Consider the following 17,082-nt stretch of genomic DNA (forward strand, 5'->3'; position numbering starts at 1 on the left):
GAACTTTTTGCTATATAAACGATTTTAAATTCATTTAAATACAACTACCGGATCATCAAAATTACTATTCTGAAATATAACATTTGCACATTCTTTCGGATTATGCTCATCTATATACATCTTACAAGCTGCATGATATCTGTTTATAAACATTTTCTCTGCTTCTTGATAACTTCCAAAAGCCTCAGTCTCGCGCTCTGCACCACGGTTTCTCGCAATCTCAAAATCTGTATCTACGAAAATTTTATAGTCAAATAGATACTCAATTTCTTTTTTCAATAAAAATGTTCCATCTACTATTAGCACCATAGTTGGCGAGGTCACTAGCGGCGTATTATGTACAGGCATGTCTGTTATTAAGTTATGAGAAATCGTTTCATACTGTAAATTCCCGTTAGGTCCTAAAGGTTTTAATAGCCTTTCTTTGAAAGCTGTATAATCGTGTGCGTCTTCGTAATACCCTCTTGCGGACTCTTTTCCTTGTGCATAACGAATCACTCTCGGGTTATGAAAATCGTCAATGCTGGTGCGTATTACTTGCACTCCCCGATTTTTCATTTCCTCTGCCAGTTCGTTTGCAAATGTTGTCTTTCCTGAAGCTGTTATACCATTTACTCCAACTCTTATTGGATGGGTTAATTTTAACGTTAAAATATGATCAGCAATTTCTTTCATGTATTGTTTTCGGAGCATGACATTCCCTCCTGTATATTGTTTACATAATATAATTGCAGTAAATTAATTTTATCGCTATTTGTTGGTAAATCGATATATTGAAAAAAATCGTTGATATATTTTAAGTTATGATAGATATATTTTTATTGATTTATATTTTCCTTATTTCCCCTTAAAACCTCGATATAAAGCAGTCCGTAATTCTTGATTGTATTCTTCAATTTCTGGCATATCCAGCTCCTCAGCTAGTCGGATGGCTAGTTCAATATCATATGGTACACGTACGAGTTGAATGGAAAAGCTTGCTGCTTCTTTTTCATTGTATGTTCCTTCAAAAATTAAATAGGAAGCTTGTGTAATTTCAAGTGGATTACCTACACTACCAGCATTACATAGCGTTTTCCCTCTAAAATTTTGCACATACGCCTGATGAACGTCACCGTAACAAACGACATCTGGTTTTCTTTCCCCTTCTATATTCTCTGTGAGCTCACTATTTTCGAACATACTAATACGCTCTTCTCTTGTTGCATGTGGTTGAATTCTTTCATATAAACTTCTTGGTGAAGCGTGGAACATACGAATCAGTTTCCCACTCATATAAAACTCGATTGAAAATGGTAAGCTTCTTAAATACTCATTTTGTTCTTCTGACAATTGTTTTTGATGCCATTTTAACGCTTCAAATTCAGTCGGTTTTGTAATGAAATCATCCCAGTTTCCCATTACGGTTCCTTCACATTCTTTACGAACGATTTCAATTACTTCGCTAGAATGCGGACCTTTTCCTACTAAATCTCCAAGACAAATAATACGTTCAATTCCTCTTAATTTAATATCTTTCAGTACAGATTCTAATGCCGGAATATTACCATGTATATCTGAAATTACCGCAATTTTATCCAAATGAATCCCTCCGTTATTTATTGTTTATTATATCCTCATGTTGTGATTGATACCATTTTGGAATATAAGATGAAAAATGATTATGATCTTCTATAATTCGGTTCAATCTTTCTTTCATATCCTCTACTAAGTGTGGCGTGCTTCGGTTTGTCCATACGATATCCGCTGGGAATGTCATCCCTGCATATAATGAATACAGTTTCCAAAAGTAGAGTGACGGATCGCTTCCGCAATAACCGTGAACTTGTCCAACCGCAAATGGTTTGCTTATTCTTGTAGTAAAAATCGCTACGTTATAAAAATCGTGTATTGGATCGCCAAAATCATATCCACTAAAATCGATAACGATAAATTCATTATTATGAATCATACTATTTGCTGGGTGGTAATCATCGTGTAAAAATGTGATAGGCCGATTTTTCAATAAGTCTTTATGATTTTCTACAAAGGTTAATACTGGCTTCAAATCCAGAAAATTCACCTCATAATCTGCTAATGCCTCTATGTACCTTTCATACTTATTCCACCTAAATATTTCCCATTTATTACTTGCACTTTCTCTTTCTATCGAGTGAATTCTCTTTAATATTTCCCCTGCTTTTCTTCCTGCATTATACTGTTCTTCCACCGATAGCTTGCTTAAGCTCTCTTGACCATTTACACCTTGGGTCCATTCAAATACTTGAACACATTTATTTAATCCCTCAAGTTTTATGAAATGAATTAACTTCGGCGTTGGAATATGTAATAACTCCAATTGTTTCATATACATATATTCTTCTTGTTTTCGTTCATAATTAGCAGAATCACACACTTTTACAAAATAAGTTTCTCGATTCTCTAGGTCAATTTTATACTTCTCTTCGTGTGAAAAACCTTTTGTAATTGCTGTACATTTTACAATACGTGACCACTCTAGTTTTCTTTCTATCTCTCTTAACATTTCTTCCACAAAACTCACCTCTATCAATATACGAACAAACTACCTAACACTTCATACTCTCGTTTATTTTCCCCTTTAAACTCCACTGCAAATGGATATTCGCCATGATGCTTCAAACGTTCTAGTACTAGCCCTTCTCCAACTGGTTCACAAAACTGCACATGAACATCACCAAACGATACACTTTGACACTCAGCATTCCATTTTTCATTTTTTATGATTGAATTTGCAGTTAGCTCCATTACTTCTTTCCATTTCCGCACTGTTTCTCGAACATTTTTCACCGTATAATGAATCGTTTCAATTTCTTGTACTTTATTTTTATGTTCAGTGATCGTCCCTATTTTACGTAAATCGTTTCTTCTTTCTTCATCCGTTTCATTCCACTGTATAAAGAATGGTAATTTCGGTCCATTCTCTTCTTGCTTTACAAATAACATTTTCCATTCTAAAAGCCGGTCATCTTTTCTCATCCGTTTCCCTTCAAATGGTCCTATCGTATGTAAGCCGTGCTTACTAAATTTAACTGCTAGTTCTTCAATTGCATCTGTTCGAATTGCGATTTGTAGCATCCCTTCTCCATTTTTTAATTTCACCACTGTTTCTTGTACTAATGGATTTTCTGCTTCTTTCGCTTTTTCTTCATGCTGAACTGCTAAAAATTCTATATATGATAAATCAAAATAACATAAACTATTCCAAGTACCCCAAGTCGTATGCTCACCGCCTAATGCAGTATGAAATCCATGCTCCTGCATTTGTTTTGCCGCTTCCTCCGGTGTACAATGCACTGCGTGAACGAGATGATCAAATGCTAACATAGTCTTTCTCCCCTTTCTCTCCATCCTTTTATTGTATATTTTATTTTTCTTTCGTTCAATTCAAAAAACTTTAAAACCCAGTTGATTTATACGATTAATGTGTATTATAATAAAACAAATTTAATTATTGCTGATTGGAAAAACCAAAGGCACTTTTCTCATACGGGAAAAGTGTCTTTTTCATTTATTATTACAGGGGGATTATTTATGCAGAAATTAATTGTCTTTGCTATTATTGGATTTTTCGCTCAATTGATTGATGGCGCACTTGGTATGGCGTACGGGGTAACGTCTACCTCACTATTATTAATGTTTGGTATCGCACCAGCTGTAGCTTCCGCATCAGTTCATTTAGCTGAAGTCGTTACAACCGCCGCTTCTGGTGCATCTCATATCAAATTTGGAAACGTTGATAAATATACAGTTTCCAGACTTACATTACCAGGAGCAATTGGCGCATTTATTGGGGCATGTTTTTTAAGCAATTTACCTGGTGATTTAATTAAACCGTACATTTCCATATTTTTATTTACTTTAGGGGTTTATATTTTATTACGATTCATCATTCAAAAACAAATTGTTGCTTCAAATAAACGTATGTCTGCAAAACAACTTGTACCACTCGGTCTGTTCGCAGGATTCGTTGATTCAACTGGCGGTGGTGGCTGGGGACCTATTACGACACCTGTTCTTCTTGCAAAAGGAAATGATGCTAGAAAAGTTATTGGATCTGTAGATACGAGCGAATTTCCTGTTTCACTCGCTGCAACAATCGGCTTTTTCATCTCACTTGGCTGGGAACAAATAAGCTGGGTTTGGGTATTTGCCCTCATGCTTGGTGGTATTGTTGCCGCACCAATCGCCGCATGGTTAGTACGCATCGTTCCTTCTCATTTACTTGGCGTACTCGTTGGCGGACTTATTATCTTTACGAATATACGTACACTGCTTACTACATTTAAAGTAGATCCAACTATTATTACACTTTCTTACGTTGCAGTTGGTCTTGTCGTTATTATATCTATTTTTATTGCTGTTCGTAATCATTCCAATCGTTCTAACGTATCGACAGCCGGCTATCCGAAAGATCAAAAACAAATGTTACCATAATTAATAATAATACCGCCCGATTTACTTCGAGCGGTATTTTTTATTTTTCTATTTTCCAATTGACCATCGTTTCAGTACTATTTACTCTTTTCATATGTAATTTCTCTAATACACGAATGGAGCTATAATTATCAAGGAGTGTCTCCGCTATAATCGTTTTCACTTCCCCTGTTTGAAAAGCCCATTTCATTAATTCACTAACTGCTTCTGTTGCATACCCTTTATTCCAATATTTCTCAATAAATCCATAACCATTTTCTACTGTATGTTGCTCATTCGGTTTCCCTTTAAATCCTATATCACCTAGAACCACATCATCCTCTTTCCGAATAACATACCACGGTCCCCACGGTAATGAAGCCGCATCTCGTTTCACATTTTCTATATGCCCTACAATATGTGGGCCACTATTGTATCCTTGATTATTCGCAATTTGAATCCATTCTTCTGTACACGGTACTATATATAATCTTTCCGTTTCTAATTTCATAATGATATCCCCTTTTCAATTAAACAATACCTCAATTTTATCGGAAATAAAAAGAATATTCATTCTATTTATCGGATTTATACTTATTTCTTTGAAACGAATTTAAGGAATAATCCCCTTTTAATAGTTATGTCGAATTATATTTTCTGAATTTTCTTTTAATTTTAAAGGGTTTTTCAATATTTTTTGCGAAACATTTGTATAACAATTTTTTCTTTGCTTATTGTTACATAAAAGTAGGTTCGGGTGGAGTTTTGCAAGCGTTTCCTATACAATAACCGATATTTTTTGACTTTTCCTAACAAAATCCCTTGCAATATATTCAGAAAATCATTACAATTGCCATATATTAAAAATCATAGCAATTTATAAATCCTCATCAATCCGATGAGGTAGAGGTTGCGACTTTTAAAAGTAAAATGGACGAGACACAGCGAATGTCACTGACTCCGTTTGAAAGGAAAAGTTGCCGAAGTTTATATTTCTTCTCTGGAAATATGAGCTGGGGCTGTCTCCGAAAGGAACAGAACTGTCACGTTTACAAAATTACCGTGTAAACGTGGTGTGCTATCTTAACGGAAGGGTATGATGGGGTGGTTATTTGTGAAACGTTCCGCCTAATTCCTTTGGCGGTTTTTTGTATTTTTCTCCCCCGCTCCTTCCTAACCTACAAGAAAAGGAGTGTTGAACATGAATAGCGCAACAAATCAATCTACCTCTAAAACGCAAACTACACAAGGACAAGGTGAATTAAAACGCGGATTAAAATCTCGTCACCTTACGATGATTTCTCTCGGTGGTACAATCGGTACCGGATTATTTCTTGCCAGTGGTGGTGTTATCCATTCAGCTGGTCCTGGCGGTGCATTAGTCGCATATGCCGCAATTGGAATTATGGTTTATTTTTTAATGACAAGCTTAGCAGAACTCGCGGCTTACATGCCTGTTACTGGATCTTTTAGTACTTATGCAACAAAATTTGTTGATCCATCACTTGGTTTTGCACTTGGATGGAACTATTGGTATAACTGGGCAATTACGATTGCAGCTGAACTAGCGGCCGTAACATTAATTATGAAATTTTGGTTCCCAGATACCCCTTCTCTTATTTGGAGTGGACTTTGTTTAGCTATTATTTTTCTCTTAAACTATTTATCTGTTAAAGGTTTTGGTGAATCTGAATATTGGTTCGCACTTATTAAAGTAGTTACTATTATTATCTTTTTAATTGTCGGTTTTATGATGATTTTTGGAATTATGGGCGGCGAATCTGTCGGCTTTAAAAACTTCACTGTTGCAGATGCACCATTTAATGGCGGCATCATGGCAATTATCGGTGTATTTATGGCTGCTGGTTTCTCATTCCAAGGAACTGAATTATTAGGAGTAGCTGCTGGTGAAACTGCTGATCCAGAACGCAATATTCCAAAAGCAATTCGTTCTATCTTTTGGCGTATTATATTATTCTACATTTTAGCAATTCTCGTTATCGGTTTATTAATTCCTTATACGACTGAAAGCCTTGCAGCAAGTGATGTTACAGTAAGTCCATTTACACTTGTATTTGAAAAAGCGGGTGTTGCCTTCGCTGCTTCTGTTATGAACGCTGTTATTTTAACTGCAGTACTTTCCGCTGGTAACTCTGGAATGTACGCATCAACTCGTATGCTTTGGGATTTAGCTCGCCAAGGAAAAGCACCTAAGTTCTTAGGAAAATTAGATAGCCGTGGTGTACCTGTTAACGCATTAATCGCAACATCAGTAGTTGGTAGCGTCGCTTTCATCGCTTCTTTATTCGGTGACGGTGTTGTATACATTTGGTTATTAAATGCTTCTGGGATGTCAGGATTTATTGCTTGGGTCGGGATTGCTATTAGTCATTACCGTTTCCGTAAAGCTTATATTGCACAAGGGAAAGATTTGAAAGATTTACCATATCAAGCGAAATGGTTCCCGTTCGGTCCAATCTTTGCATTTACACTTTGTGTTATCGTTATTTTAGGTCAAAACTACGGAGCATTTACAGGAGCATCTATCGACTGGAACGGTGTACTCGTTTCTTACATCGGTTTACCACTCTTCTTAGTACTATGGTTAGGCTATAAATTTACTAAGAAAACGAAAGTCATTCCACTTGATAAATGTGAACTGAAATAGAGTATAGCAAAACGAGCAAACAAATTTGTTTGCTCGTTTTTTTAATGCAATGCTTCTCCCTTCCCTATTTCTCCTGTTTTTGCAATAATAGAGGAAATATAAATAAAGGTTGGGATTACATGAACATTCGTATTACTGATGAAGCAAAAGCAGCTATACATAGACTAGAACGTGAAGACAAAAAGATCATTCGCATTAGAGGAACTATGACAAACTCTTGCAGTATTTTCGTTGATGTCGATTTAATTTGGGATACATATAATGCGGATGATGTTGTATATGAAGATGCGGAGCTTATCGTACAAATGGATTCATTCACGACAGATTACACTGGTGATACGGTGAAACTTGATTATAAGACGACAGGTTTTAGTATTACGACTCCTAGTGAGACGTTGGTGTATGGATTGTCGATTAAAAAATAAACATTGTTTTTATCCGACCAATGGGGTGAAAAAATGGGCAAATATGTTCCGTTAAAATTTTTATTTAACAAAGAATTAGCAGAAAAAATGGCTGATTCTATTTGTAAACACGATCCTAATTTCTCTAAAAGAAACTTTGTATCTACCGTAACATGTAAAGTTGAAAATTTAGAGTTAAAGCAACGTATAGAAGTAATAGCAGATGAATTACACAATGCATTACAAAAAGATTTTAATGAAGCAATACATATACTACTGAAAACATTAGGACCAGAAAATACAACAGAAGTCGGCACATTTACAAAGGGTTATATGTATATGCCTATCGCAAAATACGTTGAAAAATATGGGCTTAACGATTTTGACTCCTCATTCAACGCAATGTATGAAATAACAAAAAGAAATACTTCTGAATATGCTATTCGTCCTTATCTTGAAAAATACCATGAAGAAACCTTGGACATATTGCAGCAATGGTTACGTGATGAAAACAGCCACATCAGGAGATTAGTTTCAGAAGGTACTAGACCAGGGCTTCCTTGGGCAAAAAAAATAGGAGCTCTGAAAGGTGACTTCAAAAATAATTTAAAGCTTCTTGAGCCATTAATGAATGACCCTTCTAAGTATGTTCAAAAATCTGTAGCCAATCACATTAATGATATTACTAAAGAAGATAACGAACTCGTTTTTCGATGGTTGCGAGAATTACTCGATAAAAACCATCCTGTTAATCCTTGGATTATGAAACATGGATTAAGAACGGTGATAAAAAATGGCACTTTACCAAAAGATTTTTGTTTTTAAGTATTTGTAAAGAAAGCAACAATCTATATGAAAACAGCTAATAATAAAAACGTTTATACTTCATTTGGAAGTATAAACGTTTTTTCTCTTTTAAACATTAACCCTGCCTTAAAATCTTATGAAACATTTCCGGTTTATGTTGATCAAAAGCATCTATTAATTCTTTTCCAAATATCGTTATACTCTTCTCCCAAGGATGGCCTAAATACCCCCACTTAAAGTCCTTCTGAATAAAGAAATAATAATCTCCATTTGGAAAAATCGGGATTGTCCACTCATCAAATTCATTTCTATCAAACTTTAAATGTGGATTTACCCAGTAACATTCATGTTGCCAATCAAGTGCCATTATATATTCATTCGATACTGTATTCTCTTTAAAAACTAGTAATGCTTTTTCTTCCAGATCGTCATATACATTTAAATCTACCGATTCTCCAAAGTAATGAGAAATATCATATGTTATAAAAGGACTTGGCACCTTAAATGATGGGAATATAGATATACTTGGTGAAAACTCAAAATCACTATATACCCTATCCCATATTCGGTCGTACTCTTCGTCTGTAAACTCAATCCAATTCTTCATTAAATATCTACCTTCCCTTTATAGTTCAAAGGATTTTCACTCGATTATCCCGAATATATAAATAATCATTATCGCAAGGAGCGAATTTGTATGAATCTATTCGAACACGAAACGTAAAACCTCTTCATCTTTACAAGAGGTCCTCCATTTCTCTGTTCTTACTATATCATTCATTAACGAAATAGGAGGACATATTATGAAACGTGATCCATTATTTTCAGCACTATTAGAAAGTGCAAAGACTAACTTTAGCGGCTGGGATTTCTCTTTCATTTCAGAAACTGGCCGTATGAATAGCGAGCCCCTATCATGGTCATACGGTAGCACTGCTTTCCAGCTTATGCAACGTGCAAAATCAATGCTAGATATGGGGACTGGTGGCGGAGAGTTTTTATCTATGTTACAACCGTTCCCGTCAACTATTTATGCGACTGAGGGCTATGCTCCGAATGTCCCAATTGCACGAAAGAAATTAGAACCTTTAGGAGTTATAGTCGTAGAAGTGACTGATGATACTGCTTTACCATTTCAAGATGGTCAGTTTGATTTAATTGTGAATCAACATGAATCCTATTCTGCTTCTGAAGTGAAAAGAAGTCTTTCCATCAATGGAACATTTCTTACACAACAAGTCGGTGGTCTTGATTGTGCGGAACTGAATGAGCAGTTTGGCACACCGCTGAATAGCGAATTTTCAAGTTGGTCACTCGAAACGGCATGTAGTGAATTAGAACAAAATGGATTTACTATTTTAGAAGCGAAAGAAGAATTCCCTCTTCAGCGTTTTTATGATGTCGGTGCTGTTGTCTATTACTTGCAAGCAATTTCGTGGCAAATTCCTGAATTTACAGTAGACAGCTATACCGAGGAATTGTATCGCATACATGAAATCATCTTGCAAAAAGGATATTTCGATGTGAAGCAACACCGCTTTATTATTAAAGCAAATTATGAAGAGTAAAATTTGAATTAGCATTCCTTGTAAAAAGCCAAATTCCCATAAAGAATTTGGCTTTCTCTTCGTATTTTAACGTTTCTTCTCTTATTGAGAAACGAGATATTTTTCATATCGTTTTTTCGTATTATCTTCTATCAAAAGTGTAGTTTTGTAATCAATAATATTCCGATTATCATATATGAATATATGCTCTAAATTGTTGTCCTCACTTAATAATGTCGGTAAATATCTATGCAAATTGCTAACTACACCTCTATTATCACCATCTAATATCCAATCAATTGACTTCCATTCTAATATACCTTCATGAGTGCTTACTGGCGTATCAATATGTACTCCATCTGGTAAATCAGCTAGGAATACATACATTCCCTCACTACCCAAAGGTTCGTCTTTAACTTTAAAAATAACATTCCCTTTATACGTTACACTTGGAAGCTCTATTCCTGTTTCCTCAAAGGTTTCTCTAATGACTCCTTCGTATGGCGTTTCATACTCTTCTATTTTCCCTCCGACACCATTCCACATTCCCATTGTCGGCTTCTTGTTTCTATTTAGTAAAAGTATTCTATCTCCTTTTCTAATGAAGCAAATTGTGTACTTATACATACGATCATTTCCTTTCATTTACATCTTCTTTTGTAAGCAATTCATTTTCCACATGTGTTATTTGGCTTATTTTCACGTGAAAACACTCGCCTTATAATCCCTTACCACATAATATATAGTACAACTTTCATACGTAAACTCTTTACGTATGAAAGAATCCTTTTTAGAAAGGAGAATTCAAAATCGATAACATTAGTAGCGAATTTCTAAAACAATATTACGACAGCAACGTTTGGTTACATGGTACACACTGGTTCGGGGTTCCAATCTGCAAACTTCCTTCTGATCTCTTTTTGTATCAAGAAATATTATACGAATTAAAGCCTGATTTAATTATTGAATGCGGAACTTTTTACGGTGGTAGTGCACTGTTTTTAGCTTCTATGTTAGATTTAATTGGAAAAGGTCACGTACTTACTATCGATATAACTCCGCAACCAAATCGGCCATCCCATAATCGAATTACGTATTTAACAGCTTCATCTGTTTCTGTACAGGCCGTCCAATCAATATTAAGTATGCGCAAACCTGATGATGTGATTTTAGTTATTTTAGATTCTGATCATAGTAAAGAACATGTATCGAAAGAACTCTTACTTTATAAATCTATTGTAACCACTGGCAGTTACATTATTGTAGAAGATACAAGTATTAACGGAAATCCTCTCCTTCCTGATTGGGGCCCTGGCCCAATGGAAGCTGTGGAAGAGTTTTTAACTAAAAATAGCAATTTCATAATCGATGAATCTAAACATAAGTTTTTCATATCATTTAATCCAAAAGGTTTTTTAAAGAAGATAAAGTGAAACTTTAATCAGTGGGGGGTTTTGTCCATCCCCCACTGATTATTAGCCTTCACCAATCGGGCTTTTACGGGCAGTTGATCTCCCACCTAACTTCTTTGCCCCAGCTGAATTTTAAAGTGGGAGTCTTACTGCCCGTTAATGCGGGATAAAGTGAAACTTTAATAAGTGGGGTTTTGTGAATCCCCACTTATTTTATGATTTTCATTTTCGAAAAAGGATAGTACACAAATTCCACTTTTCCTATTATATTATCTTCTTCAATATATCCTAAACCATTTCGACTATCCTTACTTTGTTCACGATTGTCTCCCATTACAAATAACTTATTTGGCGGAATCTTTGTCTTTTGAAAATTATAAAACACTTGTGTATTGTTATATAATTCTTTATTTATATAAGGTTCATCTTGCTTTTTGTCATTTACGTATACAGTTCCATTCGTTATGTTAATTACGTCACCAGGAAGCCCTATTACACGTTTCACATAATATTTCGACTCATCCTCTTCCTTAATAATGACGATTTCTCCGTGCTGTAAGCTAGAAAAATGTACCGCAGCTTTATTTACAAATACGTAGTCTTCTTCATGTAAAGTTGGCTGCATTGATTTTCCTTCCACTTTACATAAAGTGAAAGACTGGTACGTTACTACTAGGACAAATATAAATAGTATGTACTTTCCCCAACCTCTCTTATTCTCCTCTTTCATATCCATTCCCACCTTATCAAAACACTTTTTAACTCAAAAATATATCACTGCACCTGTTCATTTGCGCAGTGATATACTACAATTTGAATTTTTTACTGTGCCTTACTCGGCTATTGTGTTACTGGGACTGGACTTACACCCGATCTCTGCGTTTTTAAATCAAAATATGCATCCAAAACCTCTTTACCAATTGCAGAATTAATACCTGATTTATCATTATTTACCCATGGCACAACAACAGAAAAAGCAACTTCCGGATCAGCATCATATGGCGCATACCCGGCGAGAGTTAAATTATAACATTTTTTTCGATAGTTGTTTTCATCTCTTCCAATATCACTTTCTCCACCGTACACTGTTTCTGCTGTTCCTGTTTTCCCAGCCGGTTTATACGGTAAACCTTTAAAAGTTCCAGCACCGGTCCCATCTACCTCTTGGAAAACCCTTCTAAACCCTTCTTTCACATGATTTATATATGAAAGATCCATATCCACTCGATTTAACACGACTGGTTCCATCGATTGCATAACTTTCCCGACTTCCTCTGGTCTATTCGGTTGCTCTCTAATTTCTTGTACAATTTGTGGTTTCATTCGGTAACCACCATTTGCAATCGTTGACATATATTGCGCAAGCTGAAGCGGCGTATATGTATCATATTGTCCAATGGCATAGTCAAGTAAAAAACCAGGTATATTATCTGTTCTACCCATTTGACCAATCGATTCATTTGGAAGGTCAATACCGGTTGGTACACCTAAACCAAATTGTCTAAAGTAATAGCGCATTTTATTGAATGTTTCTTGCCTAATATCTAACGGATTGTTTGGTACATAATCAATCCCCGCAATCTTTAACGCCGTATTAAACATGTAGACATTGGATGAAACTTGCAATGCTCTTAAATCATCAATATCTCCAAAGTCTTTCCACGATTTCTTCGGCTTCGAACTTCCTTTAAAGTACATTGGTGCATCAAAGAAATGCGTATATGGCTTAATAGCTTCTGTTTGATATCCCGCTAATACCGTAGCTCCTTTCACCGTTGATCCTAACTCGTAAGAACTTATCATCGTTCCTAAAGCGTAGTCTTCTATTTGCATCCCGCCATCTTTATTTACAATTTTCTTTCCTGCTAATGATAGAATTTGACCATTTTTCGGATTCATCATAACGACGAATGCACGATCCATCATCGGTTCAGAAGAATGAAATGCCCTTAAATTCCTTTCAAGACTTTCCTCCACTTTTTTCTGCAAATCCATATCAACTGTTAGCATTAAATTATTTCCACTTTTTCCTTTTGTCACTTTTTCAGTCCGAATAATATTTCCAGCTTTATCCGTAATATTTTTAGACTGTTCTTTCGTTCCATGTAACACATCTTCGTATTGTTTTTCGATGTAACTCTTACCAATACGATCATTTCGGTTATAATCTCGCACTAAATAATAGTCTAATTGCTCCCTTGGTAATCCCTCATTCTCAGTAGAAACACTACCAAGTACAGAACGTAGTATTTTGTCATTTGGATATTCGCGCTCCCAATCCACAGTCGTATCTACGCCTGGCAAGCTCGATAATCCTTCACTCACTACTGCATATTCATTTTGACTTACATCTTTTTTGACGATTTGTGGCGTCATTTTATATCCCGCATTCATTTTGCTTTTAATTGCTAGTACTTCTATATCCTCTTTCGAAAGCTCGTTTAATTCTTCTTGTGTAATTCTTTCTCGTCTCAACTCTTCTACTTTCTTATCTAAGTCTTTCCCTTCTATTTCCTGTTTCCTAAATTTACTCTCATCTTCTTTCGTTACTTTTGTTGCTGCGCGTTTTTCATTTAACTGCATCCAAAAATCTTTTTTATCTGTCTCTGTTAACTTGTCCATATCTTCTTGCGGCATTTCAATTAGCTTTGCTAAATTTCTTGCCACTATTAAAACCTCTTTTGAGTCCACTCCTTTCATCTTCGTATATGTAACAGTTCGTAACGGTTTATTATTTACAATAACTTTCCCTTCCCGGTCAAACATCTTCCCTCTCGGAACTGGAGTACTCACCGTTACATCTTCCTTTTTATTCACTTCATTTCGATACGTTTCTCCGTCGATGATTTGTACTTTACCTAATTGAATAATAATAGCTGAAAATAAAAGAAAAACGATAAAAAATAGTACATTTAACCGAAATGGAATATGAGTCTTTTTCTTTTTCGACTGTTTCTGTTTCTCCTTTTTCTGTCTCATTTTGCTCCCTCGCTTCATTCTATTAACATTTCTACGCATGAACCATTATGTATTAAATTTATTTATATGCTATATATAGAATTTTATATTAATTACAAAAGAAATAAAAGATTTAATTTTCAGTTTTTGATTTTCTCATCCTATTTATTACCATTCCCCTTATACGCAATAACATGAATATAATTCATACAAAAAAACTGAGGTGGACATCATTCACCTCAGTTTCTTTACGAAAACAAAAACTTATTTAATCGAAGATAACCCTTTGGCAAATTCACCAATCTTATTTTGAAAAACAAAATCAAAATTGTATTCTTGCCCTGTTAACTCTTCATTTACTAAAATTGTTGTTGCTCCTACTTCTCTCTTTGCGATTTCTGGGAATGAAGCGACAGGTTGTACCTTGAGTGACGTTCCCATTACGAGAAGTACATCTGTTTCATATAAACGTTTTATCGCATTTTGATATTGTGGTAACGTATCTCCGTATAAAACAACATCTGGGTTTAGAATGAAATTACACTTCCCGCAACGCGGTACTTCATGATCAATCATATATTGTAAATCATATCCCGTTTTACACTTCGGACAATGCGCAGTTTGAAGTGTTCCATGTAAATCAATTACATGTTTACTACCACCTACTTGATGCAAACCATCAATATTTTGCGTTAAAATCGTTATGTCTTTCCCTTGTTCTTCTAGTTCCGCTAAAAAGCGATGCCCACGATTCGGTTTATATTGATGAAACGTATTAATTTGAAAGATTTCTTTATAATGCTTCCAAAACTCTTTCGGATTTCTATTATAATAGCCTCTTGACAAATACATCTCTACATTCGCATCAGCATATAATCCATTTGCTGAACGAAAATCTGGGATACCACTTTCTGTGCTTGCGCCAGCACCTGTCAGCACCGTAATTTTCTTCGCTTTTTCTAATATCGAACGTACTTCCTCAAATTGTTGCACAAAAATCACCTCTATGTATATTGCTATACTTATTATACCAGTTGTTTACAGTAGGTGTTGTACAATTCATTTTACTTACTTCATTGCATGAATTAACCTCCAACTTTTTTGGGTGTAATTAAAGTTTCAAAGATAACTACTGTTCAATTAAAATAAAGTTATCATTTAGAAAGCAGCCAGAAGGCTGCTTTTCTTCATCGGTAGGCTTAGATAGTTATGGACTACCGGGAGCCTCTTAAGTTATACTTGTATAATATCAAAAATTAATAAGGGGTAATATTAACATTATGAAAGAAAAAAACGAACTTGTTCAAAGTATTCCTCAAACAGGATTTTTTGGGCATCCAAAAGGATTATTCTCTTTATTCTTCACTGAGTTTTGGGAAAGGTTTTCTCATTACGGAATGAGAGCTATTTTACTGTATTATATGTACTATTCGGTCGCAAAAGGTGGATTAGGAATTGAACAATCTACCGCAACCTCGATAATGGCAATTTACGGTTCCTTACTGTTCATGTCTAGTATTATCGGTGGATGGATATCGGATCGTTTATTTGGTCCAAGTAAAACCGTATTCTTTGGTGGCGTTTTAATTATGATTGGCCATCTTATTTTAGCTTTACCGGGTAGTAAAAGTGCGTTATTTATCTCTATGGTCTTCTTAGTTCTAGGAACAGGGTTGTTAAAGCCTAACATATCGAACATCGTAGGAAGTTTATACAGTGAAACAGATGCGCGTCGTGACTCAGGGTTCAGTATATTCTACATGGGTATTAACTTAGGTGCCTTACTTGCACCTTTAGTTGTCGGAACATTAGGTCAGCAATATAATTTCCACCTTGGTTTTGGAGTTGCGGCAATTGGTATGGCAATTGGGTTAGGGGTATTTGTTGGAACAAAACAGAAAAACCTTGGTCTAGTCGGTACGCAAGTACCTAATCCATTATCAGATTCGGAAAGAAAAAAGACTATTAAGTATTTCAGTGTTGGTCTGGTTGTATTAACATTGCTAGGTGTGGTTACAATTCCAACTGGGTTGTTAACTATAAATCGTTTTACATTCCTGATTAGTATCTTAGGGATTGTTATTCCAACCTATTATTTCATTTATATGTATCGTAGTCCTAAAACAACAAAAGTAGAGCAATCTCGTCTTCTTGCGTATATACCACTCTTTATTGCAGCTACAATATTTTGGTCTATACAAGAACAAGGTGCTATTATCTTAGCGACATACGCGGATCAACGAACTCAATTACAGTTCAATGGAATTACATTGCATTCCGCTTGGTTCCAATCATTAAGTCCAATCTTTATCGTAACGCTTGCCCCGATTTTTGCATGGGTTTGGATAAAGTTAGGCAAGAAGCAGCCTTCAACGGCAAAAAAATTCGCTATTGGATTGCTATTTGCAGGTTTATCATTCTTAGTTATGATTATTCCGGCTTTAATCAACGGTACTCACTCTTTAGTGAATCCTATGTGGTTAGTCCTTAGCTTCTTTTTAATTGTAATTGGAGAAGTTTGTTTATCTCCTTCAGGGTTATCAATAACGACGAAGCTGGCTCCAGCTGCTTTCTCTTCGCAAACCATGAGCTTATGGTTCTTATCAACTGCGTCTGCGCAAGCAATAAATGCCCAAGTTGTTAAACTGTATAATCCTGCAACAGAAGCAATTTACTTTGGTATTATTGGTGCTATCTCCATTTTAGTTAGCATCCTGCTGTTTACATTATCATCAAAAATCCAAAATTTCATGAAGGGACTTCAATAACGGTCTCTTATTGAAATGAACAAATACAAGTTTCTATGTGAAGAGTAGCCAAATGGGTTACTCTTTTTTGTAAAAGTTAGATAA

17 protein-coding genes and 1 riboswitch are annotated in these 17,082 nt (G+C 35.3%); of the genes, 7 read left to right on the forward strand and 10 right to left on the reverse strand.

Features of this window, described 5'->3' with window-relative positions:
• Positions 1-30 precede the first annotated feature (30 nt).
• The 4 genes from MKY70_RS16215 to MKY70_RS16230 all read right to left on the reverse strand — a co-directional run bounded on the left by MKY70_RS16215 (position 31) and on the right by MKY70_RS16230 (position 3,345).
• Positions 31-693: an AAA family ATPase gene (locus MKY70_RS16215; RefSeq protein WP_341025173.1), complete on the reverse strand. Its 663-nt coding sequence runs from the start codon at positions 691-693 to the stop codon at positions 31-33.
• 144 nt (positions 694-837) lie between these two features.
• The gene (locus MKY70_RS16220; RefSeq protein ID WP_341025174.1) at positions 838-1,581 is read right to left on the reverse strand and encodes a metallophosphoesterase family protein; all 744 of its coding nucleotides are present in this window, start codon (positions 1,579-1,581) and stop codon (positions 838-840) included.
• Between the two features lie 13 nt (positions 1,582-1,594).
• Positions 1,595-2,533, reverse strand: a complete 939-nt coding sequence (locus tag MKY70_RS16225) for an aminoglycoside phosphotransferase family protein (RefSeq protein WP_341074533.1) — start codon at positions 2,531-2,533, stop codon at positions 1,595-1,597.
• A 14-nt stretch (positions 2,534-2,547) separates the two neighbouring features.
• Positions 2,548-3,345 carry a VOC family protein gene (locus tag MKY70_RS16230; protein WP_341025179.1) on the reverse strand — a complete coding sequence of 266 codons (798 nt, stop codon included), beginning with the start codon at positions 3,343-3,345 and terminating at the stop codon, positions 2,548-2,550.
• A 207-nt stretch (positions 3,346-3,552) separates the two neighbouring features.
• Between MKY70_RS16230 and MKY70_RS16235 the strand changes: the two genes are divergently transcribed.
• On the forward strand, positions 3,553-4,455 hold the full coding sequence (locus tag MKY70_RS16235) for a sulfite exporter TauE/SafE family protein (protein WP_341025181.1): 903 nt from the start codon (positions 3,553-3,555) through the stop codon (positions 4,453-4,455).
• A gap of 40 nt (positions 4,456-4,495) precedes the next feature.
• On the opposite strand, the gene MKY70_RS16240 is transcribed toward MKY70_RS16235, so the two are convergent.
• Positions 4,496-4,945, reverse strand: a complete 450-nt coding sequence (locus tag MKY70_RS16240) for a GNAT family N-acetyltransferase (protein WP_341025184.1) — start codon at positions 4,943-4,945, stop codon at positions 4,496-4,498.
• Between the two features lie 385 nt (positions 4,946-5,330).
• A riboswitch (Lysine riboswitch) is annotated at positions 5,331-5,523 on the forward strand.
• Positions 5,524-5,635: 112 nt separating this feature from the next.
• On the opposite strand from MKY70_RS16240, the gene MKY70_RS16245 reads away from it, so the two are divergent.
• The 3 genes from MKY70_RS16245 (at position 5,636) to MKY70_RS16255 (ending at position 8,331) form a co-directional block, all read left to right on the forward strand.
• Positions 5,636-7,102, forward strand: a complete 1,467-nt coding sequence (locus tag MKY70_RS16245) for an amino acid permease (RefSeq protein ID WP_016091686.1) — start codon at positions 5,636-5,638, stop codon at positions 7,100-7,102.
• 119 nt (positions 7,103-7,221) lie between these two features.
• Entirely contained in the window at positions 7,222-7,527 is a 306-nt protein-coding gene (locus MKY70_RS16250) for an iron-sulfur cluster biosynthesis family protein (protein WP_016091687.1), read from the forward strand.
• Positions 7,528-7,560: 33 nt separating this feature from the next.
• Positions 7,561-8,331: a DNA alkylation repair protein gene (locus MKY70_RS16255; protein ID WP_341025187.1), complete on the forward strand. Its 771-nt coding sequence runs from the start codon at positions 7,561-7,563 to the stop codon at positions 8,329-8,331.
• A 97-nt stretch (positions 8,332-8,428) separates the two neighbouring features.
• On the opposite strand, the gene MKY70_RS16260 is transcribed toward MKY70_RS16255, so the two are convergent.
• On the reverse strand, positions 8,429-8,920 hold the full coding sequence (locus MKY70_RS16260) for a DUF2716 domain-containing protein (RefSeq protein WP_061675355.1): 492 nt from the start codon (positions 8,918-8,920) through the stop codon (positions 8,429-8,431).
• Positions 8,921-9,116: 196 nt separating this feature from the next.
• Here MKY70_RS16260 and MKY70_RS16265 point away from each other — a divergent pair, with 196 nt between their 5' ends.
• Positions 9,117-9,881, forward strand: coding sequence for a class I SAM-dependent methyltransferase (locus MKY70_RS16265; protein WP_088031514.1), 765 nt, complete (start codon positions 9,117-9,119; stop codon positions 9,879-9,881).
• A gap of 81 nt (positions 9,882-9,962) precedes the next feature.
• On the opposite strand, the gene MKY70_RS16270 is transcribed toward MKY70_RS16265, so the two are convergent.
• Positions 9,963-10,487 carry an NUDIX hydrolase gene (locus MKY70_RS16270; protein ID WP_088031515.1) on the reverse strand — a complete coding sequence of 175 codons (525 nt, stop codon included), beginning with the start codon at positions 10,485-10,487 and terminating at the stop codon, positions 9,963-9,965.
• 182 nt (positions 10,488-10,669) lie between these two features.
• On the opposite strand from MKY70_RS16270, the gene MKY70_RS16275 reads away from it, so the two are divergent.
• On the forward strand, positions 10,670-11,293 hold the full coding sequence (locus tag MKY70_RS16275) for a cephalosporin hydroxylase family protein (protein ID WP_078178857.1): 624 nt from the start codon (positions 10,670-10,672) through the stop codon (positions 11,291-11,293).
• A gap of 187 nt (positions 11,294-11,480) precedes the next feature.
• Here MKY70_RS16275 and lepB read toward each other — a convergent pair whose 3' ends face one another.
• The 3 genes from lepB to MKY70_RS16290 all read right to left on the reverse strand — a co-directional run bounded on the left by lepB (position 11,481) and on the right by MKY70_RS16290 (position 15,223).
• Complete coding sequence (gene lepB, locus MKY70_RS16280; RefSeq protein ID WP_078175774.1) at positions 11,481-12,002, reverse strand: signal peptidase I; 522 nt, start codon at positions 12,000-12,002, stop codon at positions 11,481-11,483.
• A gap of 110 nt (positions 12,003-12,112) precedes the next feature.
• Positions 12,113-14,269 carry a peptidoglycan D,D-transpeptidase FtsI family protein gene (locus MKY70_RS16285; RefSeq protein WP_176280910.1) on the reverse strand — a complete coding sequence of 719 codons (2,157 nt, stop codon included), beginning with the start codon at positions 14,267-14,269 and terminating at the stop codon, positions 12,113-12,115.
• A 225-nt stretch (positions 14,270-14,494) separates the two neighbouring features.
• The gene (locus MKY70_RS16290; RefSeq protein WP_140152316.1) at positions 14,495-15,223 is read right to left on the reverse strand and encodes an NAD-dependent protein deacylase; all 729 of its coding nucleotides are present in this window, start codon (positions 15,221-15,223) and stop codon (positions 14,495-14,497) included.
• A gap of 287 nt (positions 15,224-15,510) precedes the next feature.
• On the opposite strand from MKY70_RS16290, the gene MKY70_RS16295 reads away from it, so the two are divergent.
• Entirely contained in the window at positions 15,511-16,998 is a 1,488-nt protein-coding gene (locus MKY70_RS16295) for a peptide MFS transporter (RefSeq protein ID WP_016101120.1), read from the forward strand.
• Positions 16,999-17,082: the final 84 nt, after the last annotated feature.

This window comes from Bacillus sp. FSL R9-9492, assembly GCF_038007365.1.
Lineage (GTDB): Bacteria > Bacillota > Bacilli > Bacillales > Bacillaceae_G > Bacillus_A > Bacillus_A mycoides.